Origin of the sequence: Frankia sp. KB5, assembly GCF_002099325.1 — a bacterium.
Lineage (GTDB): Bacteria > Actinomycetota > Actinomycetes > Frankiales > Frankiaceae > Frankia > Frankia casuarinae.
This window is the reverse complement of sequence record NZ_MRUJ01000022.1, coordinates 1-26,100: the sequence shown is the minus strand read 5'-3', so window position 1 is coordinate 26,100 and position 26,100 is coordinate 1. Positions and strand designations below refer to the sequence as shown.

General features: G+C 68.6%; 27 protein-coding genes. 24 read left to right on the top strand and 3 right to left on the bottom strand.

The features are described 5' to 3' along the window. Window positions 1-87: 87 nt before the first annotated feature. Window positions 88-921: a bifunctional hydroxymethylpyrimidine kinase/phosphomethylpyrimidine kinase gene (thiD, locus tag KBI5_RS02560; RefSeq protein ID WP_011437988.1), complete on the bottom strand. Its 834-nt coding sequence runs from the start codon at window positions 919-921 to the stop codon at window positions 88-90. Window positions 922-1,168: 247 nt separating this feature from the next. Here thiD and KBI5_RS02555 point away from each other — a divergent pair, with 247 nt between their 5' ends. Continuing rightward, a complete protein-coding gene (locus KBI5_RS02555) occupies window positions 1,169-1,402 on the top strand; it encodes an Lrp/AsnC ligand binding domain-containing protein (protein WP_011437987.1) in 234 nt (77 codons plus the stop codon). Window positions 1,403-1,468: 66 nt separating this feature from the next. Beyond that, window positions 1,469-2,083, top strand: coding sequence for a DUF3515 family protein (locus KBI5_RS02550; protein ID WP_241882617.1), 615 nt, complete (start codon window positions 1,469-1,471; stop codon window positions 2,081-2,083). Window positions 2,084-2,160: 77 nt separating this feature from the next. Here KBI5_RS02550 and KBI5_RS02545 read toward each other — a convergent pair whose 3' ends face one another. Next, window positions 2,161-3,312: a D-alanine--D-alanine ligase family protein gene (locus KBI5_RS02545; protein ID WP_023840234.1), complete on the bottom strand. Its 1,152-nt coding sequence runs from the start codon at window positions 3,310-3,312 to the stop codon at window positions 2,161-2,163. A gap of 138 nt (window positions 3,313-3,450) precedes the next feature. Then, entirely contained in the window at window positions 3,451-3,639 is a 189-nt protein-coding gene (gene rpmB, locus KBI5_RS02540) for a 50S ribosomal protein L28 (protein ID WP_011437984.1), read from the bottom strand. Window positions 3,640-3,891: 252 nt separating this feature from the next. Here rpmB and recG point away from each other — a divergent pair, with 252 nt between their 5' ends. The 22 genes from recG to KBI5_RS02425 all read left to right on the top strand — a co-directional run bounded on the left by recG (window position 3,892) and on the right by KBI5_RS02425 (window position 26,063). Beyond that, window positions 3,892-6,087 (top strand): ATP-dependent DNA helicase RecG, encoded by a 2,196-nt coding sequence (recG, locus tag KBI5_RS02535; RefSeq protein ID WP_085014210.1) that lies wholly within the window; start codon window positions 3,892-3,894, stop codon window positions 6,085-6,087. Between the two features lie 12 nt (window positions 6,088-6,099). Then, complete coding sequence (rsmD, locus tag KBI5_RS02530; RefSeq protein WP_085014209.1) at window positions 6,100-6,657, top strand: 16S rRNA (guanine(966)-N(2))-methyltransferase RsmD; 558 nt, start codon at window positions 6,100-6,102, stop codon at window positions 6,655-6,657. Beyond that, window positions 6,654-7,142: a pantetheine-phosphate adenylyltransferase gene (gene coaD / locus KBI5_RS02525; protein ID WP_011437981.1), complete on the top strand. Its 489-nt coding sequence runs from the start codon at window positions 6,654-6,656 to the stop codon at window positions 7,140-7,142. The genes rsmD and coaD overlap by 4 nt, the downstream gene beginning before the upstream one ends. A 429-nt stretch (window positions 7,143-7,571) precedes the next feature. Further along, window positions 7,572-8,183 (top strand): DUF177 domain-containing protein, encoded by a 612-nt coding sequence (locus KBI5_RS02520; protein WP_011437980.1) that lies wholly within the window; start codon window positions 7,572-7,574, stop codon window positions 8,181-8,183. Then, the gene (rpmF, locus tag KBI5_RS02515; RefSeq protein WP_011437979.1) at window positions 8,183-8,353 is read left to right on the top strand and encodes a 50S ribosomal protein L32; all 171 of its coding nucleotides are present in this window, start codon (window positions 8,183-8,185) and stop codon (window positions 8,351-8,353) included. The genes KBI5_RS02520 and rpmF overlap by 1 nt, the downstream gene beginning before the upstream one ends. Before the next feature lie 6 nt (window positions 8,354-8,359). Then, window positions 8,360-9,421 (top strand): phosphate--acyl-ACP acyltransferase, encoded by a 1,062-nt coding sequence (locus KBI5_RS02510; RefSeq protein ID WP_023840231.1) that lies wholly within the window; start codon window positions 8,360-8,362, stop codon window positions 9,419-9,421. Next, window positions 9,418-10,230: a ribonuclease III gene (gene rnc / locus KBI5_RS02505; protein WP_011437977.1), complete on the top strand. Its 813-nt coding sequence runs from the start codon at window positions 9,418-9,420 to the stop codon at window positions 10,228-10,230. The genes KBI5_RS02510 and rnc overlap by 4 nt, the downstream gene beginning before the upstream one ends. 186 nt (window positions 10,231-10,416) lie before the next feature. Continuing rightward, window positions 10,417-11,388, top strand: a complete 972-nt coding sequence (gene mutM / locus KBI5_RS02500) for a bifunctional DNA-formamidopyrimidine glycosylase/DNA-(apurinic or apyrimidinic site) lyase (RefSeq protein ID WP_011437976.1) — start codon at window positions 10,417-10,419, stop codon at window positions 11,386-11,388. Between the two features lie 206 nt (window positions 11,389-11,594). After that, window positions 11,595-12,365, top strand: a complete 771-nt coding sequence (locus KBI5_RS02495) for a DUF2786 domain-containing protein (RefSeq protein WP_011437975.1) — start codon at window positions 11,595-11,597, stop codon at window positions 12,363-12,365. Window positions 12,366-12,772: 407 nt separating this feature from the next. Continuing rightward, entirely contained in the window at window positions 12,773-13,084 is a 312-nt protein-coding gene (locus KBI5_RS02485) for an acylphosphatase (RefSeq protein WP_076805472.1), read from the top strand. A 213-nt stretch (window positions 13,085-13,297) separates the two neighbouring features. After that, window positions 13,298-13,495, top strand: coding sequence for a hypothetical protein (locus KBI5_RS28585; RefSeq protein WP_085014208.1), 198 nt, complete (start codon window positions 13,298-13,300; stop codon window positions 13,493-13,495). 347 nt (window positions 13,496-13,842) lie between these two features. Beyond that, entirely contained in the window at window positions 13,843-17,529 is a 3,687-nt protein-coding gene (locus tag KBI5_RS02475; RefSeq protein WP_085014207.1) for an AAA family ATPase, read from the top strand. Window positions 17,530-17,592: 63 nt separating this feature from the next. Beyond that, window positions 17,593-18,837 (top strand): signal recognition particle-docking protein FtsY, encoded by a 1,245-nt coding sequence (gene ftsY / locus KBI5_RS02470; protein ID WP_043590661.1) that lies wholly within the window; start codon window positions 17,593-17,595, stop codon window positions 18,835-18,837. Between the two features lie 389 nt (window positions 18,838-19,226). Continuing rightward, entirely contained in the window at window positions 19,227-20,780 is a 1,554-nt protein-coding gene (ffh, locus tag KBI5_RS02465; RefSeq protein ID WP_085014206.1) for a signal recognition particle protein, read from the top strand. 248 nt (window positions 20,781-21,028) lie between these two features. Beyond that, window positions 21,029-21,475: a 30S ribosomal protein S16 gene (gene rpsP, locus KBI5_RS02460; protein WP_085014205.1), complete on the top strand. Its 447-nt coding sequence runs from the start codon at window positions 21,029-21,031 to the stop codon at window positions 21,473-21,475. Continuing rightward, a complete protein-coding gene (locus tag KBI5_RS02455) occupies window positions 21,476-21,709 on the top strand; it encodes an RNA-binding protein (protein ID WP_011437969.1) in 234 nt (77 codons plus the stop codon). A gap of 47 nt (window positions 21,710-21,756) precedes the next feature. After that, on the top strand, window positions 21,757-22,296 hold the full coding sequence (rimM, locus tag KBI5_RS02450) for a ribosome maturation factor RimM (protein ID WP_011437968.1): 540 nt from the start codon (window positions 21,757-21,759) through the stop codon (window positions 22,294-22,296). A gap of 122 nt (window positions 22,297-22,418) precedes the next feature. Next, window positions 22,419-23,231, top strand: a complete 813-nt coding sequence (gene trmD, locus KBI5_RS02445) for a tRNA (guanosine(37)-N1)-methyltransferase TrmD (protein WP_085014204.1) — start codon at window positions 22,419-22,421, stop codon at window positions 23,229-23,231. A 220-nt stretch (window positions 23,232-23,451) separates the two neighbouring features. Beyond that, window positions 23,452-23,808, top strand: coding sequence for a 50S ribosomal protein L19 (rplS, locus tag KBI5_RS02440; RefSeq protein WP_011437966.1), 357 nt, complete (start codon window positions 23,452-23,454; stop codon window positions 23,806-23,808). A 184-nt stretch (window positions 23,809-23,992) separates the two neighbouring features. Then, a complete protein-coding gene (gene lepB, locus KBI5_RS02435) occupies window positions 23,993-25,051 on the top strand; it encodes a signal peptidase I (protein ID WP_085014203.1) in 1,059 nt (352 codons plus the stop codon). Continuing rightward, entirely contained in the window at window positions 25,048-25,770 is a 723-nt protein-coding gene (locus KBI5_RS02430) for a ribonuclease HII (protein WP_011437964.1), read from the top strand. The genes lepB and KBI5_RS02430 overlap by 4 nt, the downstream gene beginning before the upstream one ends. Continuing rightward, entirely contained in the window at window positions 25,767-26,063 is a 297-nt protein-coding gene (locus KBI5_RS02425; RefSeq protein ID WP_011437963.1) for a DUF2469 domain-containing protein, read from the top strand. The genes KBI5_RS02430 and KBI5_RS02425 overlap by 4 nt, the downstream gene beginning before the upstream one ends. Window positions 26,064-26,100: the final 37 nt, after the last annotated feature.

The window sequence follows — 26,100 nt, the reverse complement described above, 5'->3', positions numbered from 1 at the left end:
GCGGATGCGTGACGTGCGTCAGGTCACGTGCGGCGGGGCGATTGAACCAGACGCCGCCGGCGCGGCCCGAGCCCGGCTCTCAGGCTGCTACCTACGGTGACGATAGCCGTGGTCTACCGGGCCGATCCCCGCGCCGAGCGGAAAGCCGCTGGCCAGGGCGCCACTGACGTAGGCCTTGGCGGCCTGTGCGGCCTCGACGTGACCACGCCCCTGCGCCAGGTGCGCGGCGATCGCGGAGGCCAGCGTGCATCCGGTGCCATGGGTGTGCCGCCGGTCCAGGCGGGGGCTTCGGAGGACGACCTCGGTGGTCCCGTCGGTGAGCAGGTCGACCGCGTCGCCGGGAAGATGCCCGCCCTTCACCAGCACCCAGCGCGGGCCCAGGGCGAGCATCGCCTCGGCGGCTCTGGGCAGGTCGGCGACGTCCAGCACCTCCACCCCGGTCAGCAGACGTACCTCGTCGAGGTTCGGTGTGGCGATGGTGGCGCGGGGCATGAGCTCCGTACGGACCACCTCGACCGCCTCCGGGGACAGCAGGGGGTCGCCGTGCTTGGAGACGCTGACCGGATCGACCACGACGGGTACGTCGAGCCGCGAGAGTTCGGCGGCGACCAGYGAGACCAGAGCCGCGGAGGAGAGCATCCCCGTCTTCACCGCGTCGACCCCGATGTCCGCCACGACCGCTCTGATCTGGGCTCGGACCGCTTCCGGAGGGAGATCCCACACACCATGGACGCCCAGGGAATTCTGTGCCGTCACCGCGACGATCGCACTCATGCCGTGGACGCCGAGGGCGAGCATCGTCTTGAGATCTGCCTGAATGCCCGCGCCRCCGCCAGAATCCGATCCGGCGATCGTCAGTACGCGGGGCGGGGCGGAGCTCGGTTCCGGCGGCGGCTCGCTCCGGATGCTCCGAGCGTTCACGTGTCTCCTATTCTTCGCTCTGGGTAGCTGCGTCGTGGTTGCCATCACAACCGGGTACCGAGCCGGCCAGCTGACCCCCACGATTGGGGTTCCGGATGAGGCCGGGCGACCCCTCGGTCGGTCCCTGTCGGCCGATCTGAGCAAATTCCTCGACCTCGGAGGCTCTCATCCGGGCCGTTTGCCTGTTACCTTCTGTCGGCCCGTAGTTCTGCTCGACGGGCTGTCGACGTCCGACGAGGGAGCGTCTGTGGTCCACGCGTACATCCTTATCCAGACCGAGGTCGGCAAGTCCTCCTCGGTTGCCAAGGAGATCGAGCAGATCCCCGGGGTCACCCAGGCCGAGGACGTCACCGGCCCCTATGACGTCATCGTCCGGGCGGAGGCGGCCACCGTCGATGACCTCGGGAAGATGGTCATGGCGAGAGTGCAGTCGGTCGACGGCATCACCCGCACGCTGACCTGCCCGGTCGTTCACTTCTGAGCTTCTCCGCCGCTGAAGCTCCTCCGTCCCGACGTGGGTCAGGTCGGCTCCGGGACGGGGGACCCGGTGGGCGCTCCCGGCTCCCGGCTCGCGCCCACCGCCGGGGCCGGGCCACCGGTGACGTCGGTGGCGCGCCAGAATCGGGACATGGCCACCGGTGGTGAGCAAGCCGAGCGGGGCCRACGCCCGGCACGGGGCGGGCGCCGGCCGGGGCGGTCATGTCGGTATCCGGTGTTCGTCGCCTCGTGGGTCCTGCTCGCGCTGGTCGGATGCGGCGGTCCCGGATCGATTCGGCTGACCAACGTGCCGATTCCCGCGGAGTCGGTCCGTTCGTCGTGCGTGGACCTGGTCCACGATCTTCCCCCGTCGCTCGGGGACGACCTCGACCGCCGGACACTGGACCCCCCACAGGCCACGGCGGCGGCCTACGGCGCGGCGCCGGTGGTGCTCACCTGCGGCGCGCCCGGTCTTCCGGCAAGCTACCGTCCCGATGCGATGCTGTCCGTCGTGGACGATGTGGGGTGGTTCGCCGAGAACCTGGGCGGCACGACGGTGCGCTATTCCACCCCCACGCGRCAGCCCCAGGTGGTTCTCACCCTGCCCGCCGACGTGCAGGCGTTCGAGGTACTCGTCTCGGTCGCCCCCGCCGTGCGGGCRCACAGCAGGTCGACGACATCCTGAGACGAGCTCCCGGCCATTCCCGCCCGGCGGAACGCCTCCACGCCGTCACGGGCCCGGGTGGCGCAGGTGCCGGGCGGTCAGCGCAGCCCCGCTCCGTCGCGCAGGGCCAGCCTGACGAGCCGGTCCACCAACTGCGGATAGGTGACCCCGCTCGCCTCCCACATCCGCGGGAACATCGAGGTAGGGGTGAAACCGGGCATCGTGTTGACCTCGTTGATGATCACATGGTCGTCGGCCGTGACAAACATGTCAACCCGCGCGAGCCCGGCGCAGTCCAGGGCCTCGAACGCCGCGATCGCCACTCCCCGGACCTCCTCCCGTACCGCGTGGGACAGGTTGGCCGGGACGTCGAAGTGGGTGGCGTCGGACATGTACTTGGCCTCGAAGTCGTAGAAGCCGGCCGAAGACGTGACGGTGATCTCGGCGGGCACACTCGCCTCGGCACCGGGGCCGTCTAGAATTCCGAGGACCCCGCACTCGATCTCGCGGCCGACGATCGCCGACTCCACCAGGACCTTGGGGTCGCTGGCGCGGGCTGCCTTGATCGCGGTGTCCAGGTCCGCCCAGGCCTCGACCCGGCTGATCCCGATACTCGACCCGCCGCGCGCGGGCTTCACGAAGACGGGCAGCCCCAGCCGTTCCTGGTCGGCCCCGGTGAGTGTGTCACCGGCTCGCAGGACGGCGTAGGAGCCGACGGGAAGGCCGGCGGCCCGCAGCAGTGCCTTCATGTGTTGCTTGTCCATGGCGGCCGCGCTGGCGAACACCCCGGAGCCGACGTAGGGCAGGCCGGCCATCTCCAGGAGACCCTGGACCGTCCCATCCTCCCCAAAGGGGCCGTGGAGCAGCGGGAAGACCACATCGATGTCCCCGGGAATGTCGCTGCTCCCGAGAGCGTCGCTGCTCCCGAGGGTGTTCCTGACAGAGTCGAGGCCGCCGCGGGGGCGGCACGGCAACAGACCGGGCGTCGTCGGATCCGCGGCCAGGACGACGCTCTCACCGTGGGCCGCGACGACGGCGGGCAGTCGGTCTCCCGTCACCGCGAGGGCGGTCGGGTCGTCYGGCAGCACGACCCAGCGGCCATGTGTGTCGATGCCGACGGGGACGACGTCGTAGACGTCACGATCCAGGGCTCGCAGTACACCGCTGGCCGATATACAGGAGATCGCGTGCTCGGTGCTGCGGCCACCGAACAGGAGGGCGAGCCGAATCCGACGYCTGGAGCCTGCCATGCCGGGACACTAACGGATCGGCGTCGGTGACCGGCAGCGTACCCGACGTGGATGTGGCCGCGCTCCGCCTCGACCTCCACGGGAGGCCTGTGTCCGGTGACGCCCCGTCCGGCCGGAGTAACGTCCGGCCCGGAGGGCTCAGGCGCGAGAGACCTTGCCCGCCTTGATGCAGGAAGCGCAGACGTTCAGCCGCTTGGGGGTCCCGCCCACGACCGTGCGCACGGTCTGGATGTTGGGGTTCCACCGACGGCGCGTGCGTCGGTGGGAGTGGGAGACCGACATACCGAAGCCCGGCCCCTTGCCGCAGACGTCACACACCGAAGACACGAGAAACACTCCGTCGAAGTAGTAGCCGAAGTCGAAGTAGTACTGGTCCCGGTAGGCGTGCCCGGGACGTCAGGGGAGTCAGAACCAGAATCGTACGCAACCCGCGACCCTGACGGCGCCGCCGGGGGACGCGCGCAGTGGCGGCCCGCTTGAGGTTACCCCACCTTCTGTGGTCCAGTTCTGTGGTCCAGATGATGCGGCGGGAGCCGGTGGGTCTCGGTACTGTCGGTGCTCCGGTGCACTATCGGTAATGTGGTCGACCTCGACACGCCCCTGAAGGCCCTCGTCGGCGCGCGTGCCGCCGCCCTCCTGGCCGATGGTCTGGAGTTGAGGCTGGTCGGTGATCTGCTGGGGCACCTGCCCCGCCGGTACCATGAGAGAGGCGAGYTGACGGACCTCGCGGACCTCGTCGTCGGTGAGACGGTTACGGTCCAGGCCCGGGTCGAGAAGACGGAACGCCGCCCGATGCGCGGCACCCGGAAGTCGATGGTGCGCGTGACGGTGACGGACGGCCGGCATTCACTGTCGCTGACCTTCTTCAATCAGAGCTGGCGGGAGCGTGACCTACGTCCCGGGACGACCGCGCTGTTCGCCGGCAAGGTCGACGAGTTCCGCGGGCAGCGTCAGCTGACCAACCCGGAGGTCCAGCTCCTCGAACCCGAGGAGAGCGGGGAAGCCGTCAGCGGTGCGCCGTTCGCGAACGCGCTGGTTCCGATCTACCCCGCCTCCGCCAAGGTGCCGAGCTGGACGCTGGCGAGGTGCGTCCGGCTGGCGTTGGACTCTCTCGATCCCGTCGAGGATCCGTTGCCGGACGATCTCCGCAGCCGGTACCGCCTGCCCGCTCTGGCCGAGGCCTTCCGGCTGGTTCACCAGCCCGCGAACCGTGGTGAGATCGCCTCCGGTCGTCGGCGCCTCACCTGGGATGAGGCTCTGGTGTTGCAGGTGGCGTTGGCCCAGCGGCGTCGTGAGGTGGAGGCGCTGGCGACAACACCCCGGTCGCAGCGTCCGGATGGTCTGCTGGCGGCGTTCGATGCCGATCTGCCCTTCCCCCTCACGACGGGCCAGCGCGAGGTGGGGAAGACGATCGCAGCCGAGATCGGTCGGCCCGTTCCGATGCATCGACTGCTACAGGGAGAGGTGGGTTCGGGCAAGACACTGGTCGCCCTGCGGGCGATGCTCACTGTGGTCGACACGGGCGGCCAGGCGGTACTCCTGGCGCCCACCGAAACTSTTGCCGCTCAGCACAGCCGAAGCCTCCGGGAGATGCTCGGCGATCTGGCCCGGGCAGGGGAACTAGGAGCCGATCATCGGGCCACGCGGGTGACGCTGGTCACCGGATCGATGGGAGGGCGTGCGCGGCGGGAGGCTCTGGCGGAGATCGCGGACGGTTCCACCGGTCTGGTGGTCGGTACTCATGCCCTGCTGCACGATGAGGTGATTTTTAACGATCTTGGTCTGATCGTCGTCGACGAACAGCATCGTTTCGGCGTCGAACAGCGGGACGCACTGCGAGCGCGTGGACGACGTCCTCCCCACCTTCTTGTGATGACCGCGACACCGATTCCCCGGACGGTCGCGATGACCGTGTTCGGTGATCTCGAAGTCTCCGAGCTCACCGAACTGYCAGCGGGACGCTCTCCCATCGGGACGTTCGTGGTGCCGGCGAGCCAGAGATCCTGGACGGATCGAATGTGGGGACGAATCCGCGACGAGGTGGCCGCCGGGCATCAGGCCTATGTCGTGTGTCCCCGGATCGGTGCGGGCGGGGAGGACGGGGGCGGGGAGGATGATCCCGCCGAATCCTCGGCTGCCGGTCCGGATTCGCGAGCGTCCCGACCAGCTGCGACAGTGTGTGAGGTGCTGCCCCTGTTGGTGGATGGCGAGCTTGCGGACCTCAGGGTTGAACCGCTGCACGGTCGTCTCGCACCCGGGCAACGGGAGGCCACCATGAACCGATTCGCGGCCGGCGAGGTCGACGTGCTGGTCGCCACCACCGTCATCGAGGTGGGAGTGAACGTACCGAACGCGACAGTGATGGTCGTCCTGGACGCGGACAGGTTCGGCGTGTCCCAGCTGCACCAGCTGCGCGGGAGGGTCGGCCGGGGCACCGCGCCCGGCTGGTGTCTTCTGCATACAGCGGCCGAGCCGGGATCCCCCGCCTGGGAGCGGCTCAGCGCGGTCGCCGCCACCAGCGACGGGGCGAAGCTGGCCCGTCTCGACCTCGCGCAGCGTCGAGAGGGCGATGTGCTCGGGGCCGCCCAGTCCGGCGGACGACGATCCCTGAAGCTCCTGGAACTTCTTCGTGATGAGGACCTGATCCGCGACGCACGCGAGGAGGCCGGTCGCCTGGTTGACGACGACCCCGGGTTGGACCGGCATCCCGCACTGCGCCGGCTGCTCGACGCGGTTCTCGACGACACCAGTGTCGCCTTCCTCGAGAAGGGATGACCGGGTGGCCCGATGACGCGCATCATCAGTGGAACCGCGGGTGGTCGGCGGCTCGTGGTTCCACCCGGAACGACCACCCGTCCGACCTCGGAACGTGCCCGTGAGGGGTTGTTCAACACCTTGTCGACCTGTCTGGATCTGCGGGGTGCTCGGATTGCCGATCTTTATGCCGGGTCTGGTGCGGTCGGTCTGGAAGCGCTGTCTCGGGGTGCCACTCATGCTCTTCTCGTCGACCGCGATCCGGTCGTGATACGCACTCTGCGGCGGAACGTGACAGCGCTGGGACTGTCGGGCGCGAAGATCGCGCAAGCCGCGGTAGAGCGTGTGGTGCAGAACACCTCGGATAATCCCTACGACGTGGTTTTCCTCGATCCGCCGTACGCGATGCGCGATTCGGAACTCGGCGAAGTGCTGTCAAAGCTGCTGGCGGCCGCCTGGTTGACTGCGGACGGTGTCTGCGTTGTCGAAAGATCGCACCRCTCGGGCCCGGTCGCCTGGCCTGACGGGTTGTGTGCGCTGCGCGACCGGAGGTACGGGGAGGGTGCTCTCTGGTACGGTATTCGATCATGAGGAGGGCAGCCTGTCCCGGTTCATTTGATCCGATCACCAACGGTCATCTCGACATCATCGTCCGAGCGAGCAGACTCTTCGACGAGGTCGTGGTCGCCGTATCGATCAACAAGAACAAGGTCACCTTGTTCACCGTCGACGAGCGGATGGAGCTCATCAGAGAGGCCCTGCGTGATCATCCGATGGCGCCGTCCAACGTCCTGGTGGATGCGTCCCACGGGCTGATCGTCGATTTTTGTCGGAGTAGGGGTATCCAGTCGATCGTCAAAGGACTGCGTGCGGTCAGCGACTTCGACTATGAGCTTCAGATGGCGCAGATGAACAATTCGCTTGCGGGCGTGGAGACTCTTTTCATGAGTACGAACCCGCAATATGCCTTTCTGTCCTCCAGTCTGGTGAAGGAGGTCGCGCGTTACGGAGGTGACGTGTCGGGGCTGGTACCGGATGTGGTACTCAAACAGCTCCGTGAGCGCCTCGCTCAGTAACCCCCGCCGGGTGGGTAGCCGCCGACCGACTTCCGCCGGGCTCTCCCGCCGTTCCGGACTGTCCGGGCTCCGGGGCCGGTCGCGGGGGGCGAGCGGCACCCGAGCGGCTTCCTAGGCGGAGGTCCGCCGCCCGCCGGGCTCGGGTGTCCGGAGAYCCCGGCAGCCTGATCGGATCGTCCGCGGCACCGATCGGATAGGCTAGGAGCCCGTAGTAGCTGACCGGCGTTGGTAGCTGACCGGCTCGGTAGTTGACCGGCTGGAGTCTGTTCGTCGATCCTCTGGGAGGGTCCGGGCCGCTGGGAGGGTCCAGGGTGCCGCTGACGTCGGGCTGCCTCAGTCGTCAGCGACGCCGGGTAGCTACACCACCACGAAGGCCCTGTTTCGGCTGGCCTTCCTGACATTGACGTAGATGTGAATTCGACTGCCGCCATGACTGGATCCCACTTTCGCCGTCGGACCCCGAGGGGTCCCCTTGTACTGGACACCCGTGAGCTCGGTCGTCGGCCCGGGTCGATGCGGCTTGTCCGGGCGCAGGCGGAACTTCCCGCCGATCTCGGAACCGAGATGATGTGGGTGCCGGCCGGCGCAAGCGTCACCCTGGACCTGCGTCTCGAATCGGTGATCGAGGGTGTCCTGGTCAGCGGGAGCGTCGTGGCGCCGCTTCGGGGTGAATGTGCGCGCTGCCTGGACGACGTGTCCGAGGTCAGCATGGTCGAGTTTCGCGAGCTGTTCTACTACCCTGACCGAGCCGTGGACCTGGGTGACGACGAAGATGCTCGGGTACTGATCGATGATCATGCGGACATCGAGCCCGTGGTGCGGGATGCCCTGGTACTCAACCTTCCGCTGTCACCCATCTGCCGTCCGGACTGTGCGGGACTCTGCGTGGACTGCGGGGTGCGTCTCGACGATGTCGAGCCTGGACATTCCCATGCGCGATCCGACCCGAGATGGGCGGCGCTGTCCGCGCTGGCCGGCAGCGGAGCGACGGGAACCGAGAAGGGTCGCACCGACCCTCATGAGAGCAAGGAGAAGGAATAGTGGCCGTCCCGAAGCGGCGCACCTCGCGCAGCAACACCCGGTCCCGGCGTTCGCAGTGGAAGGCCAAGGTGCCGACCCTCGCAAAGTGCTCGCGGGGGCACGTGATCCGGCCGCACACCGTCTGTGGCACGTGCGGCCGGTACAACGACCGTCAGGTGCTTGACGTCTGACCCGGTGTGACACGTATCGCCGTTGACCTGGTGGGGGAGGGGTTGCCTTCCGGGCCTCTCCTCGAGGCATTGCCCAGTGCGCTCGGCGCCGATCCGCATCTGGTGCTCACTCTGGTGACATCCGGTGATACCGTCCGGGATGACCTTGCTCGGCTGGGAATTGTGCCAGGCGAGCGCGTCCTGCTCGCCACGGCCGCTCGCAGCGTTTCGGCGGGCCCGGAGGCATTGCGTGAAGTGCGAGCACGTCGGGACTCCGGCGTCCGGGTGGCGGCGCGCCTGGTCCGTGACGGACATGCCGATGCGATGGTCTCGACAGCCCCGGCCGAAGCCGTGGTCGCCTCGGCTCAGTTCACCTACGGTCTGCTCCCCGGGGCGACACGGGCCACTCTCGCCTCGATTGTCGGCGGGGCGAACGCCCCCGTCGTGCTGTGCGACGCGGGGGCGACGGTTGATGTGACGGCGGACGAACTCGCCCAGTTCGCGGTCGCGGGCAGTGCATACGCCGCGGTTCGCTTCGCCGTCAACGCTCCCCGAGTCGGGCTTCTGACGGCGCGTCCAGCGCTTCCCGACACCTTGCGACGAGCCGCCGACGAGCTGCTCCGATCGCTCGATCTGCACTATGTCGGCCCGCTGACGGCTGATCGGCTCCTCGCGCCTTCGTGGACGGGCGAGCCGGGCGACGGCCAGAAGATCGATCATCGCCGTGGAGTTGACGTGGCGGTCACCGACGGATTCACCGGAGATGTCCTGATGTCCGTCATCCGCGGGATGCGATGGTGGGAATCTCATCGGGGTACGGGGCACCTGTCCAGGGCCGGTCTGGATCCGGGATGGGGAACGTTGGAAGATCCTGATGTGCGGGGGGGAACGATCGTGCTGGGGGTCGATGGTGTCGCGGTCCACGCGGAGCGGGCACCGGATGAAGCCGGCGACAGCCAGGCAGTCGGGCTGCTCGCGGCGCTGAGGGCGGCGTCGGTCGCGGTCCATGCGGACCTGGCCTCTCGGACCAGAGCGGCGATGGCGATCTTGGTGGCGCGTCGCCGGGCCCTGGCCGGGCTGGTCGGATGACCCGCCAGCTGCCACCCCCGCCGCCGCGGGACGGCCTGATCGAGGTACTCGAGGTCGCCATCGACCCCGAGCTGCTCGACCGCGCCCTCACACACCGCTCCTATGCCTATGAGAAGGGCGGCCTGCCCACCAATGAACGCCTGGAGTTCCTGGGCGATGCGGTGCTCGGTCTGGTGGTGACGGCGGCACTGTTCATCCGCCACCCGGATCTTCCCGAGGGGCARCTCGCCAAGCAGCGGGCCTCGGTTGTGAACATGCGGGCTCTCGCGGACGTGGCACGGGGGATCGGACCCACCGGGCTCGGTCCGTACCTGCTGCTGGGCCGGGGCGAGGAGACCACCGGGGGGCGCGACAAGGCGAGCATTCTCGCCGACACCCTCGAGGCCATCATCGGGGCGGTCTATCTGTCCTCAGGCCTCGACGTGGCCTCCGGTTTCGTGCACCGTCTCTTCGATCCCTTGCTGGACGAGGCCGCCGGCCGAGGCGCAGGGCTTGACTGGAAGACCTCACTGCAGGAACAGACGGCGGTGCTGGCTCTCGGGCCGCCCGAATACATCGTCGAGGAGGCCGGTCCGGACCACGCGAAGCGATTCACCGCCTACGCGAGGATCGCGGGAGAGCCACTGGGCGAGGGCGAAGGGGGAAGCAAGAAGGAGGCCGAGCAGCGGGCGGCCGCCGCGGCTTTCGCGGTTCTCGAGGAACGGTCAGCCTTGGGGCGGGAGGACGGTTCGGGCGCGGACGTCGCCGGCGGAAATCACGAGAAGTCCGCCGTCGGCAGCCTTGATCACGATCAGGTCTCGGGTCTGTGAGAGTGGCTGATCATCAGCTGCCCCGATTCGCTTCCTGGGCGCTGGCGACAGGCTCGGTGGTGGCAACAGCTTCAGTGGTGGCAACAGCTTCAGTGGTGGCAACAGCTTCAGGGGTGGCAACAGCTTCATCGAGCCACGTCGAGGGTCCGGTGTCATCCCACTGACCCGACCCGACGACCGGAGATCATGCCAGAACTCCCCGAAGTAGAGGTTGTTCGCCGCGGTCTGGAACGTGGTGTCGTCGGTCGCGTCATCGCATCGGTTGACGTCCACCATCCTCGTGCGGTGCGCCGTCATCTGGCCGGTGCCGCCGACTTCTCGGCGCTGCTCGTCGGCCGCCGGATAACGGCGGCACGACGCCGCGGCAAGTATCTGTGGCTGGTACTTCAGCCGCCGGTAGACCATGCGGCGTGCGCTCCGGTGGTTCCAGAAGAACCACCGGAGGAGGAATCAGCTGCCGTGCTGGCCGAGATGTCTCCGCCCGCCCTGCCCCCAGGTCATCCGGCCCAGGGGGATGCACTGATCGCCCATCTCGGGATGAGCGGACAGTTGCTCGTCGTTCCACCCGCCACCCCCGACCAGAAGCATCTGCGGATCCGGTTCGTCTTCACGGACGGAGGACGCGAACTGCGATTTGTGGATCAACGCACCTTCGGTGGCCTGGCGGTCGCAACGGGGGAAGCGGATCTGCCTGCTCCCGTCGCGCACATCGCCAGGGATCCTCTGGATCCCGCCTTCGACGAGCGGCTCGTCACGGAGAGGATGCGTCGACGCCGTACCGGCGTGAAGCGGGCCCTGCTCGATCAGACACTTGTCAGCGGGGTCGGGAACATCTACGCGGATGAGGCCCTGTGGGCCGCGAAGCTGCACTACGCGCGGCCGACCGAGACCCTCACCCGGGCGGAGGTCGGCAGGCTGCTGGGTTGCGTGCGGACGGTGATGATCGCGGCTCTTGAGGTGGGCGGTACGTCCTTCGACCGCCTGTACGTGTCGGCGGACGGAGTCAGCGGGCTGTTCGAACGGTCGCTACAGGTGTATGGCCGCGCGGGTCGGCCGTGCACACGATGCGGAGACGCGGTGCGCCGGGACGCTTTCATGAACCGGTCGAGCTTCACTTGCCCCACCTGCCAGCCGCACCCAAGACGGGCCAGGTGGTAAGGTTCGATCACACGTTCGAATCCCGCGGCTCTCGGGTGGGGTGCCGGGCGTGGCGTCCGCGATAGTCGGGTGGGGAGCCAGACCTGCCGCGGCGTTCACAGTTATCGCCTCGTCCAGGACCGAGACCGGGCTGCCGGGATCGGTGAGGCATCATCCGGCACGTCGGTTGGCTGGCCTGCCCCCGACGCGACATGGACGGAGACGCGATGAATCCGGATGCCCTGCTCGGTCGTATACGGAAGCTGTTGGCGATGGCGGAGGCGGAGGGGCTGAGCGAGGCCGCCCGCGAAACCTATAACAGCAAGGCGGCCGAGTTGATCGCCCAGTACGGGATCGACCGCGCGCTGGTCGAGGAGGCGTCGCCGCACCGCGTCGAGGCGGCTGACCTGGTGGTGGCCGTYGATCCGCCCTATGCCCGGGACAAGATCTCGTTGCTCGCGGGCATTGCCGCACCGCTTGGTTGCCGGCTCGTGTACCGGACCGAGCAGCGTGCAGTGGGGACGGGGCACTCCGCTCATCTGTTCGGGATGGATGCGGATATCCACCGCGTGCAGATGTTGTTCACCTCGTTGCTGGTCCAGCAGGCACAGGGATTGGCCCTCGCCCGTCCACCACGCCAGGAGGACCCGCGGGCGTTTCGTCGGTCGTGGATGGCAGGCTTCGCGGTGGCGGTGGCGGAGAGACTGACCAGGACGGAGCGGATGGCCCGGGAGCGGGCGCAGACCCAGCAGACGCAGACCCGGGAGAACGGATCGGACCGGCCCTCGACGACGCCGTCGGTGGCCGTCGTCCTGGCGAATCGAAGCCAGCGGGTGGACGCGCACCTGGCAAGAGCCTATCCCAGGTTGCGAGCGCCAAGGACACGCCAGCTCTCTGGGAGCGGCGGTCGTGCGGGCTACCAGGCCGGCGAGCGGGCTGATCTTGGCCTGGGTAGCCGGGTGTCCAGCCGCGTCTCACCGGCGATCGGCATGAGGTAAATCGTATGGGTAGTAGTTACGCGTGGTACTGACTACTGCTTGCCGCCCGGCAGATTGGGCACCGCTGTCTGGGTAGGCCCTGCGGTACGCGGCGGGGCATAGCCAGGACCAATAATCTTGTCTGCGCTGTCGACCGGCTCCGGGGTGACCTGGCGGTCACCATCGGTGCTCGCGCGTGGGACGGGTAGTGTGCCGCCGTCCTGAGAGAAGTTCTGGCCGCAACCGCTGAGAAGGAGTGCCGAGCCGAGAGCTCCACACGCGAGTAGCACGGCAGYGGACCGGCGGCGGAAACGTGGCCGGTCCGGCCGTTCCAGCCGATGATCACCCTGCCGCCGTGTCTCTTTCGGCCGGCCTGCCATGTCTGGGAAGTATGTGGTATCCACAATGGCCAGTACCCTACCGTGCTGATGAGCGATGTATCCGCGGAGCAGAGGGAGTCCGGACACGCCGTGGTCCGATTCACTGCCCGGGTCGCCGGCCTTGTCCAGGGCGTCGGCTTTCGTGACTACGTGCGTACCCGGGGCCGGCGCCTGGGCCTGGTCGGATCCGCCACCAACCTCCCGGACGGGGCGGTCGAGGTGGTCGCGGAGGGGCCGGAGCCGGCCTGTCGTGACCTTCTGCACTTGTTGATGACGGGTCACACCCMTGGGCGGACGGACAGGGTGGAGGCTGTGTGGCAGGTGGCGCAGAGTGATCTGACCGACTTTCGACGAAAGTGACTGGTTGCAGACGCTGCGTTGTCGGAACTGTCGTGGGTATGACCGTCCGCTTTTTGCATGTTCACCGGACCGGCTCGGGAGCATGTGGCATGCTCTTGACTTTCGGTCACTCGACATGGGAGCCTGGAGTCATTGTTTGGGGCGCACTCTGATCTGTTCGGATCTTGTGCTGTCTGACACCCACTAGGTCACTCATCGTGGAGGACCATCACTATGGCGAAGGCCCTTTTTGGCCACGTCGGTTCCGGCGGCGACTTGCGTCTCTCTTGCGAGGTGCGTCGGCTTCGTGCCCGAGTAGCGGAGCTCGAGGCAGAACTGGCTCGAGTACRTGAGGTTAACGAGGCGTTGGTGGGTGGTGTCGACGTGCCGGAGGATGTCCGGGCGCTCGACGCCGAACCGGCGTTCAGCTGAGCTGGCGGGGCGTTCCTCGGGGAGGCGCCCCCTCGTAGTGGGTATGCCCGGTTACGTGGGCAAGACTCCGTTTCTACGGGCGTCATGATCGCTGAGATCGTCGAATCGGTCGTTTTCCCGGCTGGCTCGTCCCTGCCCAGTGATGTTGCCCGTGTGTCTCGGATCACTTTGGCGGCTCTATGTCCAGGAAGAGCCGGGCAACCTCACTCCCCGCCTTCTTCGTACTTTTTTCGGAGCGTAGCCTGCTGGGTGCTTCGGGTGGCCGACTAGGATGGCTCTGTCGAACGTCGGCTGAGTCCGGCCATCCCGGGTCGAGCCGGTGAACCCTTCCAGCGCTCCGGAGACTGGTGCATCTCAAGAACCTGACCCTGCGGGGCTTCAAGTCCTTTGCGAGCTCGACCTCCCTGCATCTCGAGCCGGGAATAACCTGCGTGGTCGGGCCCAACGGGTCGGGCAAGAGTAACGTCGTTGACGCCATCGCCTGGGTACTGGGGGAGCAGGGTGCCAAGGCCCTGYGTGGCGGCACTATGTCCGATGTCATCTTCGCGGGCACGCCCGCTCGCCCGGCCTTGGGGCGCGCCGAAGTACTCCTGACGATCGACAACTCGGACGGCGCGCTCCCCATCGAGTACACCGAGGTGACCATCGGGCGACTGATGTTCCGCAGCGGCGAGAGCGAATACACGATCAACGGTACCGGTTGTCGCCTGCTGGATATCCAGGAACTGATGAGCGACTCGGGTATCGGCCGAGAGTTGCACGTGATCGTCGGCCAGGGCCAGCTCGACGCGGTCCTGCACGCGCGCCCGGAGGATCGCCGTGCGTTCATCGAGGAGGCCGCCGGCGTCCTCAAACACCGTAAACGCAAGGAGAAGGCACTCCGCAAGCTCGAGGCGATGTCGGCGAACCTCACCCGCCTCACCGATCTGTCCGCCGAACTGCGTCGGCAGTTAGGGCCGCTCGGTCGGCAGGCGGAGATCGCCCGTAAGGCCGGTGTGATTCAGGCTTCGCTACGGGACGCCCGCCTGCGCCTTCTCGCCGACGATCTCCATCGTGCCCAGGTCGCGATCACCTCCGACCTCGCGGACGAGGAGGCATTGCGGGCGCGGCTGACGACCACCGAGGCCGCTCACGCCGCGGCCGCCCGCCGTGAGGAGCAGCTGCAGGCCGACCTGACGACGATCATTCCGCGCGCCACCGGCGCCCAGGAGACCTGGTACGCCCTGGCATCCCTGCGGGAACGGCTGCGGGGCACCCGTTCCCTCGCCGTCGAACGGGGTCGCCTGTTGCGTGCCGCGACCGACGACGTACGTGGGCGCCGCGACCCCGAGGAACTGGAACAGGAGGCCACGGCGGTCCGGGAGCAGGAAATCGCCCTCACCGAGCGGCTGGAGCGTGATCGGGATCTGCTCGCCGAGGTGGTCACCAGGCGTGCCGATCTCGAGGCCGCGCTCGCTCAGGAGGAGAAGGAACTGATCGCCGCGGCACGCGCGGCGTCTTTTCGCCGTGAGGAGATCGCGCGCCTTGCCGGCCAGGTGGAGGCCGCCAGGTCCCGTGCCACCAGTGCCGAGAACGAGATAGCACGGACGACCGAGGCACTCGACGCCGCGCGGGAGCGGGAGACCGAGACCTCGGCGTCACGTTCGGCCCTCGAGATCGAACTCTCTCGGATGGAGAGCGCACGGGAGGATCTCGCCGAGCAGCACAGCGCGGCCGTGGCAGTGCATGCCGCTGCCGCCGAGCGGCTCGAGGTCCTGCGCGGTGAGGAGCGTAGCGCCGAACGTGACCGCGCATCCTGGGCCGCGCGATGCGACGCGCTGCACCTCTCCCTCTCGCCGGCCGACGGAGCCGCGGCACTGTTGAGGGCTGCTACCGGCGCGCAGACCGGGCAGACCGCCTCGAACACGGCGGAGGACTCGGCTCCGGCACTGGATCCGACCCTCGAGGTGATCGGCCGGCTGGCCGGCGTCCTGAGCGTGACCGCCGGCGCGGAGGCGGCCATCGCCGCGGCGCTGGGCCCGGCGGCGGACGCCCTGCTCGTCGGCACGTCGGGGGATGCCATGGCGGCCTTTGCGTGGCTGCGGGAAACGGATGCCGGCCGAGCAGCGCTGGTGGCCGCCGTCACCGTCGCGGATGAGCCTGACGCCTGCGCCGGCCCTGACGCCTGCGCCGGCCCTGACGCCTGCGCCGGCCCTGACGGCAGCGCGGCGATCGTCCCGGGGGCGGCCAGCGCCGACGGTCCGCTCCCGGCCGGTGCCGTTGCCGCGCTGGACCTGGTGGAGATCGGTGACGATCGGTTCCGTACCGCCGTGTCGTCCCTGCTCGCCCGGACTGTCGTGGTCGAGGATCTGGCGGCGGCCGAGCGGGCCACGGCGTTGCGCCCCGACCTGCGGGTGGTCACCCGCGCCGGCGACGTCATCGGTGCCCCCCTCTCTATCGGTGGCAGCGCGAACCCGCCGTCCGCGATCGAACTGCAGGCCGCGGCGGACGAGGCCGAGGCCGGCGTGGCGGAGGCGACCCGTCGCGTCGAGTCCGCCCACGAGGCGTTCGAGCCCGCGCGTGCCGAGGTGACCCGGGCCCGTACCGCCATCGACGCGGCACTGGCGGCGCTGCACGGGACCGATGCCCGGCACCGGGCGCTGTCCGAGCAGATGGCGCGGCTCGATCGTTCGGGAGGGGCCGCGGCATCCGAGATCGCCCGGTTGGAGGGCGCCCGATCACGGGCCGAAACAGCCCGTGATCGGGCATACGGAGCGTTGACCGAGCTCGAGGCGTCGCTCGCCGCGACATCGGAGCAGCCGGAGGCGGGGGAGCGGGCTCCGGATGAACGAGACCGGCTCGTCGCGGCTACCTCCGCCGTGCGCGCCGCCGAGGTCGAGGCCCGGTTGGCCGTCCGTACCAGCGAGGAGCGGGTGCGAGGCCTGCAGGGACGCGCCGACGGACTGATCCGCGCGGCGGCGAACGAGCGGGCGGCACGGGCCGCGGCGGCCCGTCGGCACGAGGTCCGCGAGCGGCAGGCGGCCGTCGCGACGGCGATGGGGGATGCGGCTCAGGTCGCTCTCGACCGACTGGACCATTCGCTGGCTCGCGCCGCGGCGGGGCGGGAGGAGGCCGACGCACTGCGCAAGGCCGCCGAGACGGAGCTGGTCGGGGTGCGTGACCAGGGGCGCGCTCTGGCCACCGAACTCGCGGCGCTGCGCGACGCCGCCCATCGCGACGAGCTGGCCCGAGCGGAGAAGCGGCTGCGGGTGGAGACCCTGGAAGCCAAGGCTCTGGAGGAGCACGGTATCGACGCCGATGACCTGGTGGCCGAGTTCGGCCCGGACACGCTGGTCCCGCCGGATGAGCCCGACGGCACCGCGGCGCCGTTCGATCGAGCCGAGCAGAGCGCCCGGGCCGCCACCGCGGAGAAGCAGCTGGCCCGGCTGGGGCGGGTGAATCCCCTGGCCCTCGAGGAGTTCGCCGCGCTTCAGGAGCGGGCCGCGTTCCTGTCCGCGCAGCTCGAAGACATCAAGAGCACCCGCCGGGATCTTCTGCTGGTCGTCGAGGAGGTTGATCTGCGGGTGCGTGAGGTCTTCGCCGTCGCGTTCGCGGACACCGCCCGTGAGTTCGAGATCGTCTTCTCGACGCTGTTCCCGGGCGGTGAGGGCCGGCTGGTGCTCACCGATCCTGATGACATGCTCACCACGGGCATCGAGGTCGAGGCGAGGCCGCCGGGAAAAAAGGTGAAGCGTCTGTCGCTGTTGTCCGGCGGGGAGCGTTCACTGACCGCACTCGCTCTCCTGCTCGCGATATTCCGGGCCCGCCCTTCGCCCTTCTACGTGCTCGACGAGGTCGAGGCAGCTCTGGACGACCGCAATCTCGGCCGACTGCTCGAGGCCGTCGAGGGTCTGCGTGAGAAGTCGCAGCTGATCATCATCACCCACCAGAAGCGGACGATGGAGATCGCTGACGCCCTGTACGGCGTGGCCATGCGGGGCGACGGGGTGACGACAGTGATCAGTCAGCGGCTGCGGGAGCGGGCGGCGCTCTGACGCCGCCGCCCTCCCGCCGGGCGAGCGCCACGGCCTTGTGGCGTCATCTGTCAGGATCGGTACGTGGAGCTCCTCATCCTGATCGTCGTCATCACCGTCGTCGTACTGGCCACCGTGGGCCTGGTGGCCGGCACGGCCCTGCGTCGACGCCCCCGCCGATCCATCGAGGAAGGCCCGCGCCCGGGCGCCGACTACCGTCCCGGGGTCGGTGACGACGCCGAGGTACCCCGCGATTCGGCGACCAGGACGGTCGACGACATCGGTCTTCCCGATGTGCTGCCGCCATCCCCGACGGAGAGCGATGGCGTCGGCGCCCCGCCCGCCGAGATACCGGCCGCGCCGGGGATCCCGGTCCAGGAGCGGATCCCACCGGAGGCACCGCCGCCGGCAGCCGGCCGCCTCGTCCGGCTGCGCCTGCGGCTGGCTCGTTCGCAGAACGCGCTCGGTCGCGGACTGCTCTCCCTGCTGTCCGGCGACAATCTCGACGAGGACGCGTGGGAAGACGTGGAGGCGACCCTGCTCCTCGCCGACGTCGGGGTCACGGCGACCACCGAGCTGGTCGCCGCGCTGCGGGAACGCACGAAGGTGCTCGGTGCCCGCACGCCCGCGGATGTGCGGGAGATGCTGCGCGACGAGCTGCTCGCCCAGATCGGTACGACGACCGACCGATCGCTGCGCACGACGGCCCCGGATCGTCCCGCCGTCGTGCTCGTCGTCGGTGTCAACGGCACGGGCAAGACCACGACCTGTGGAAAAATCGCGCGGCTGCTGGTCGCGGACGGGCGTACGGTCGTGCTGGGCGCGGCGGACACGTTCCGTGCCGCGGCCGCGGATCAGCTTCAGACCTGGGGTGAACGGGTCGGCGCGATCACGGTCCGCGGGGCCGAGGGGGGTGACCCGGCGTCGGTGGCGTTCGATGCGGTCCGACAGGGCACGCAGAGCGGCGTGGACACCGTGTTGATCGACACCGCCGGCCGGCTGCACACCAAGGCAGGTCTGATGGACGAGCTGGCGAAGATTAAAAGAGTGGTGGGCAAGCACGGTCCGGTCGACGAGGTGCTGCTCGTGCTTGACGCCACGACCGGTCAGAACGCGCTTGTCCAGGCGCAGGTGTTCACGCAGGCGGTTGATCTCACCGGAGTCGTGCTGACCAAGCTGGACGGTACGGCCAAGGGCGGGATCGTCATCGCCGTGCAGCGCGAGCTCGGTATGCCGGTGAAACTGATCGGCTTGGGAGAGGGTCCAGACGATCTTGCTCCCTTCGAGCCGGAGGCGTTCGTCGACGCGCTGTTGGGCGAAGCCGGCTGATCGATCGAGTGGCCGCCGGATCGACGAAGACCACAACGTGCTCAGCGTCAAGACCTTCCGGTCGTTCGGCATGTGACCTAAGCTTCATCACTGAGCGGAGCTGTGGGGCTCCGCGGTCAGCCGCGACATGTTCCTCGGTGTTCTCCTGGCTGGGGGGTGAGCGTCCGGCGAGGCGTCTCGCCCTCCTCAGCGCAGAGGGCGGACCCGRCAGGTGAATGACCAGGCCGGCGTCCGTGCGGGCATGCCTCRCCGGGCCGCGCACGTCGCGTCCGCGTCGATCGGCCGATGCGTGACGCCGTCGGTTGATCGGACACGGGGGTGTGCTGCCTTCGTCGTCGGGTGCGTACGCTGGTCCCTGCGGTCCGTCTGCGATCTCGGAGTGTGTGCGCGTGTTCGACACCCTTTCCAGCCGCCTCGACAAGGTCTTCGCGTCGCTGCGTGGCAGAGGGCGCCTTACCGATGCCGACATCGACGCCACCGCGCGGGAGATCCGGGTGGCTCTGCTCGAGGCGGACGTCGCGCTCCCGGTCGTCCGTGGCTTCGTGGCCGCGGTGAAGGAGCGTGCCCGCGGCGCCGAGGTCAGTGCGTCGTTGAACCCTGCCCAGCAGGTAATCAAGATTGTCAATGAGGAGCTCGTCGCGATCCTCGGCGGCGGCACGACGACGCTGCGGTACGCCAAGACCCCGCCGACGGTGATCCTGCTCGCCGGCCTGCAGGGAACGGGTAAGACCACCCTGGCCGGCAAGCTCGGGCGCTGGCTCAAGGCTCAGGGTCACACCCCGCTGCTGGTCGCGGCCGACCTGCAGCGTCCGAACGCGGTCAACCAACTGCAGGTGGTCGGGGCGCGGGCCGGGGTGGAGGTCTTCGCGCCCGAGCCCGGCAACGGGGTCGGGGATCCGGTGCGCGTCGCGCGCGACGCGCTCGCGCACGCGCACCGGCAGGTCTTCGATGTGGTCGTCGTCGACACGGCCGGGCGGCTCGGCGTCGACGAGGAGATGATGCGGCAGGCGGCCGACATCCGCGACGCCGTCTCACCGGATGAGATTCTCTTCGTCCTGGACGCGATGATCGGTCAGGACGCGGTCGCGACCGCGAGCGCCTTCGCCGATGGCGTGGGATTCAGCGGCGTGGTCCTGACCAAGCTCGATGGCGACGCGCGCGGTGGTGCGGCCCTTTCGGTCGCCCAGGTGACCRGTCGGCCGATCATGTTCGCCTCCACCGGTGAGGCCCTGGACGACTTCGACGTCTTCCACCCGGAACGCATGGCGTCGCGGATCCTCGGCATGGGTGACGTCCTCACCCTCATCGAGCAGGCCGAGAAGGCGTTCGAGGCCGAGCAGGCCGAGGCCATGGCGGCGAAGATGGTCGCCTCCGAGTTCACTCTCGAGGATTTCCTCGAGCAGATGCTCGCGGTCCGCAAGATGGGCCCGATCGGCAACCTGCTCGGCATGCTGCCGGGGATGGGCCAGATGAAGGATCAACTGGCGCAGGTCGACGATCGGGACGTCGATCGGGTGGTTGCGATCATTCGGTCCATGACGCCGACGGAACGGCGTGATCCCAGGATCCTGCAGGCGTCCCGCAAGGCTCGGGTCGCGCGTGGATCCGGGGTCACGGTCACCGAGGTCAACCAGTTGCTGGACCGGTTCGCCGAGGCCCGCAAGATGATGCGACAGATGGCTGGCGGCATGGGGATGCCGGGGGGGATGGGTCGAGCGAAGGCCGCCTCGGCTCGCAAGGCCGCGAAGAAGGGCAAGGGAGCCAGTCGCAAGGGTAATCCGGCGGCACGGGCGGCCCAGGCCAAGGCGCAGAAGTCCACTGCGCAGGAGCGGGCGGCGAAGGGCCCCGCGCTTCCGGACGGCATGCCGGATCTCTCGGCGCTGATGCGGCAGCAGGACGGCTTCGGTGGGATGCCGCCGCGCGGCCCCCGCGGGGGCCGTTGACCCGCGCGATGCGGCCGTGGGGCGGGTGCACGGGCTCCCCGCTCGTGTGCGGCGGTCACGATCTGGCAGACTGTAAGCTCAATACAGGCCCTGCCTGCCAGCGTCGGTGTGGYTGCCCTCATTCCTCGCGGTGTCGCGCGGGAGATGTGTGAGTGGCTGTCCGGCGCGGGTGCTTCCCACCACCGGGGCTCCATGCGCAGCCATGGAAAACCAGTGGTCATCGACATGTCTGGAGCCGTTCGACCACCGTGGCAACCAAGATTAAACTGCAGCGTCTCGGCAAGATGCGCGAGCCGCACTACCGCATCGTCGTGGCCGATGCCCGTACCAAGCGGGATGGTCGGGTCATCGAGTCCATCGGGCAGTACCACCCCAAGTCTGACCCGAGCATCATCAAGGTCGACGCCGAGCGGGTGGGGCACTGGCTCTCGGTCGGTGCACAGCCCACCGAGCCCGTCCTCGCGATCCTCAAGGTCACCGGGGACTGGCAGAAGTTCAAGAACCTGCCGGCGCCCCCGCCGATGAAGGTCGCCGAGCCAAAGGCGGACAAGCGGGAGATCTTCCAGGCGRCCGCGCGGGCCGCCGCGGGCGCCGAGGACCGGCCGGCGACCACGCCGAAGAAGGYCAAGAAGTCCGGGTCGGCAGAGGAAGCGGAAGCCGCCCCGGCCACGGACGCACCGGCCGCGGGGCAGTAGGTGCTGGAGGCGGCCCTCGAACATCTCGTGCGAGGCATCGTCGATCACCCCGACGACGTCCGGGTGGACCTGAACAACGGTCGGCGTGGACGCACCCTGGAGGTGCGGGTGCACCCCGAAGATCTCGGGAAGGTCATCGGTCGGCGAGGTCGTACCGCTCGTGCGCTGCGCACGGTGATGGGTGGTGTCGGAGGCCGGGGCCTTCGGATCGACGTCGTCGATGTGGATCGTTAGGATCTGTCGGCGTTGTCGCGAGCTTCGTCCTGATTGCCCGAGAAGTCGTGGCTGAGGAGATCGTCGTCGGGCGGATCGGCCGTCCGCATGGCATCCGCGGTGAGGTCACGATCGAGATTCGTACCGACGTGCCCCACCGCAGGTTTGTCGTAGGGGCGGTCCTCGGTCGCGAAGGGGGGGGGACTGCGCTCACCGTCTCCGGCGCTCATTGGCACTCGGGCCGCCTGTTGCTTCACTTTCGCGGGGTGGACGATCGTGGCGCCGCGGAGGCGCTGCGCGGCGTGCTCCTGACCATCGACGCGGATCAGGCGGGATCGCCGCTCGACGACGCCGACGGTGACGGCGAAGCCGTGGAGATGTGGTGGGATCGGGACCTGGTCGGCCTGCGGGCGGTGACCACGGCGGGCATGTTGTTGGGGCACGTCACCGACATCATTCACTCCCCTGCGGGAGACCTGCTCGCGATCGGCGGCCCGGACGGTGGCGAGCATCTCGTCCCCTTCGTCCGTGACATCGTGCCGACCGTCGACCCCCCCGCCGGCCGGATCGTCGTGGATCCGCCGCCCGGCCTGCTCGATCTCGATTAACCCGGGTCCTGGGCGGGAAGTCGGCTGCGCGCCCTCGGCCCGGTCTTCGGCTGGCGGGTAGATCGGGTTTCTGGGCAGGCAGCCGATATCTCTGAAAGAGCCGATATCTCTGAAAGCAGCCGATGCGCGCCGACATCGTCACCATCTTCCCGGCCTATCTCGAGCCCCTGCGTCTGTCGCTCGTGGGCCGGGCTCAGGAGCACGGAACCCTGCAGATCCATACACATGATCTGCGGATGTGGACCACGGATGTTCATCGCACCGTGGATGACGCCCCCTACGGGGGAGGCCCGGGGATGGTCATGCGGCCCGAGCCCTGGGACGCGGCGTTGTCGCAGATCACCGCACGAGTGGCCGATAGCCGGCCCCGGGTCGTCGTGCCGACCCCGGCGGGGACTCCGTTCACTCAGCGCCACGCCGAAGAACTGGCGCGCGAGCCCTGGCTGGTGTTCTGCTGCGGGCGCTACGAGGGCATCGACGCCAGAGTGATCGAGACCTGGGCCGATGACGAGATCTCCATTGGAGACTATGTGCTGGCCGGGGGCGAGGCCGCGACCCTGGTGATTCTCGAAGCGGTTACGCGGCTGCTGCCCGGAGTACTCGGTAACAGCGCCTCAGTCGCCGATGACTCTTTCTCCGACGGCTTGCTGGAGGGCCCGGTCTACACCCGTCCGCCGGTATGGCGGGGGACCGAGGTGCCGCCCGTTCTCCGCTCAGGCGATCATGAGGCGATCGCCCGCTGGCGTCGTTCCCAGGCGCTTCGTCGTACCCTGTTGCGGCGCCCGGACCTCCTGGAACACCGCGAGTTCGYCGAAGCGGACCGAGTCGTACTCGCTGCCGCCGCGGCCGAGGCGGCCGGGCGGATGCTGCCGGCCCCCACCGAGGGGACGGGCCTGATCCATCATCGTGACGTCGAGGGGCCGGGCGAGGGGTAGGGCGGTCCGCTCTCTCTCCCGGGTGTGGCACAGTAGGATGCAGTGTCCGTCGGTTCGTGACCGGTTCGGGCGGCCTCGGGTCGCATGTCTTTCCCGCGGGACACCTCGCGGTGATTGCGTCCACCCATGCCGGCCGGGTCGGCCTCGACCACGGATTGTCCACCTCGGTGCGTTCCGGGGCCGCGGACCATCCATCTCAACTCTTCAGGAAGCGACTGCCATGCACACCCTGGACAGCCTCGACGCCGAGTCGCTGAGGACCGACGTGCCCGAGTTCTGGCCGGGCGACACCCTCAAGGTCCACGTGCGGGTCGTCGAAGGAAACCGTCAGCGCATCCAGGTCTTCCAGGGTGCCGTCATCCGCCGCCAGGGTGGCGGGGTGCGGGAGACCTTCACCGTCCGTAAGGTCAGCTTCGGCGTAGGCGTGGAGCGGACCTTTCCCCTCCACAGCCCGATCGTCTCGAAGATCGAGATCGTGAGCCGTGGTGACGTCCGACGGGCCAAGCTGTACTACCTGCGTCAGCTGCGCGGTAAGGCCGCCAAGATCAAGGAGAAGCGTGAGCCGGTCGCGCGCTGAGGCCACCGCCACCCCGTGACGCGTCCGGATTCTCCATCCGCGACTTGCCGGTTGCCCGTGCAGGTGGCGCCGCCGTTGATGGACGAAGATAGGCGGCACGGTCCGCAACGCTGTCGCAAGGTGCGGCTGGTGGCACGTCGACCGGTCCGATGAGGTTTGACGGTCGATTCTGCGAGGTGGCGGCGTGAATGYATCCGATCCCAGTGGGCCTCGGGTACCGGGAAGAACCGATGGCGGTCAGCCGGACGGTGCGTGGCCGAGCCCTGCGGCCGAGCCTGACGGCCCGAAGGACCAGGCACAGCCCGACGGTCCGGAAGCCACCGGTCGTCGGGTTTCCCGGCCCGAGGCGGCGCGGACCCGTGGCCGTGGCTCGTTCCTCCGCGAGCTCCCGGTCCTTGTGCTGATCGCCTTTCTGCTCGCCCTGCTCATCAAGGCTTTTCTGGTCCAGGCGTTCTGGATCCCCTCGGAGTCGATGGAGCGGACGCTGCTGGTTGACGACCGGGTTCTCGTCAACAAGGTCGTCTACCACTTCCGCGACGTGCACCGGGGTGAGATCGTCGTCTTCAATGGCAAGGGAACCGGATTCGATCATGCCGAGTCCGTCGTCCCGCCGCCGAGCAACGCGTTCAGCAGGTTCGTTCGTGGCGCGCAGAACCTGTTGGGTCTCGGGGCCCCGAGYGAGACCGACTTCATCAAACGCGTCATAGCGGTCGGCGGCGACACGGTCGCGTGTTGCGATACCGCGGGCAGAGTCTCGGTCAACGGCCATCCGCTCGACGAGCCGTACGTCTACCAGAACGACTATCAGCGGTTCGGTCCGCTGACCGTCCCGGCTGGCTACCTGTGGGTGATGGGTGACCATCGCGGGGCCTCCTCGGATGCCCGGCAGAACGGACCGATCCCGAAGCATGCGGTGGTGGGACGGGCCTTCGTCCGTGTCTGGCCACTTGGCCGGTTCGGATTCCTGGGCGTTCCGAACGATTTCGCCGGGATTCCCGCCGCGTCGGTGCTGCCTCCGGCTCCTCGTGCGTCGGCCGGGTCGACCACATCCGCCGCGCTGTCTTCTACCGGCGACGCCGTGGTGCCGCTGCCGGGCTACCCGGCCACGGATGACGTATCCCTGTTCGCCCTTGCCGTGCTGATCCCTCCGGCGTGGACCGCCACCCGTCGGCCTCGCCGGATGCCACGAGGATCCACGCGCACGCGCGCACCAGGGACGGCTCGCCGCCGCGGTCCGTCATGAGACACTACGGTGTCGCTCTTCGCCGGGATGCCGGGCTGTTCGGTTACGAGCGCGCCCTGAACAGGCATGGTCTCGGCCCGGTCGCAGGGGTCGATGAGGCGGGTCGTGGGGCATGCGCCGGACCCCTGGTCATCGCCGCGGTGATTCTGGCTCCGGAGGCTCGTCAGCGGCTGGCGCGGTTGGCTGACTCCAAGCTCCTGACCGAGCAGATCCGTGAGAGCGTTTTCGAGGACGTGATGGCCGCCGCCGCGGCGTGGTCGACCGTCGTCATCTCCGCGGCCGAGATCGATCGGGTCGGCTTGCACGTGGCCAACATCACCGGAATGCGACGCGCGGTGGCGCGCCTGTCTGCGCGCCCGGGTTACGTGCTCACGGATGGATTCGCRGTCGCCGGTTTCGGAGTGGAGTCGTTGGCGGTGGTGAAGGGAGACCGGGTGGTCGCGTGCGTGGCGGCAGCTTCGGTCGTGGCGAAGGTGACGAGGGACCGGATCATGCGTGCGTTGCACACGCGCTATGCCGAGTACGATTTCGCGCAGCACAAGGGATACGTCACCGCGGCCCACGCGGCGGCGCTGGCGCGCTGCGGACCGTGTGACGAGCATCGGATGTCGTACGTCAACGTGGCTGCGCATGCGGCGACGACGAGGGAAGCACGATCGTTGCGGCTGGAGGACAGGGTGCTTGTGACCAGCCGGCATGGCGTCACGGAGACTGTATGAGCGCGGAAGACCTCGAGAAGTATGAGACCGAGATGGAGCTGCAGCTCTATCGCGAGTACCGCGACGTGGTGGGGCTGTTCTCGTATGTGATCGAAACCGAGCGCCGCTTCTACCTCGCGAACGACTACCAGATCGAGGTCAGGAACAGCACGGACGGCGAGGTCTTCTTCGAGTTGATCTTGCGGGACGCCTGGGTGTGGGACATGTTCCGGCCTGCGCGTTTTGTTAAGAATGTCCGAGTAGTCACCTTTAAAGATATCAACGTCGAGGAGTTGACCAAGGCCGAGCTCTGACGCCGACTCTCGGCGTCACGCTTTCCCGGCCCGGCTG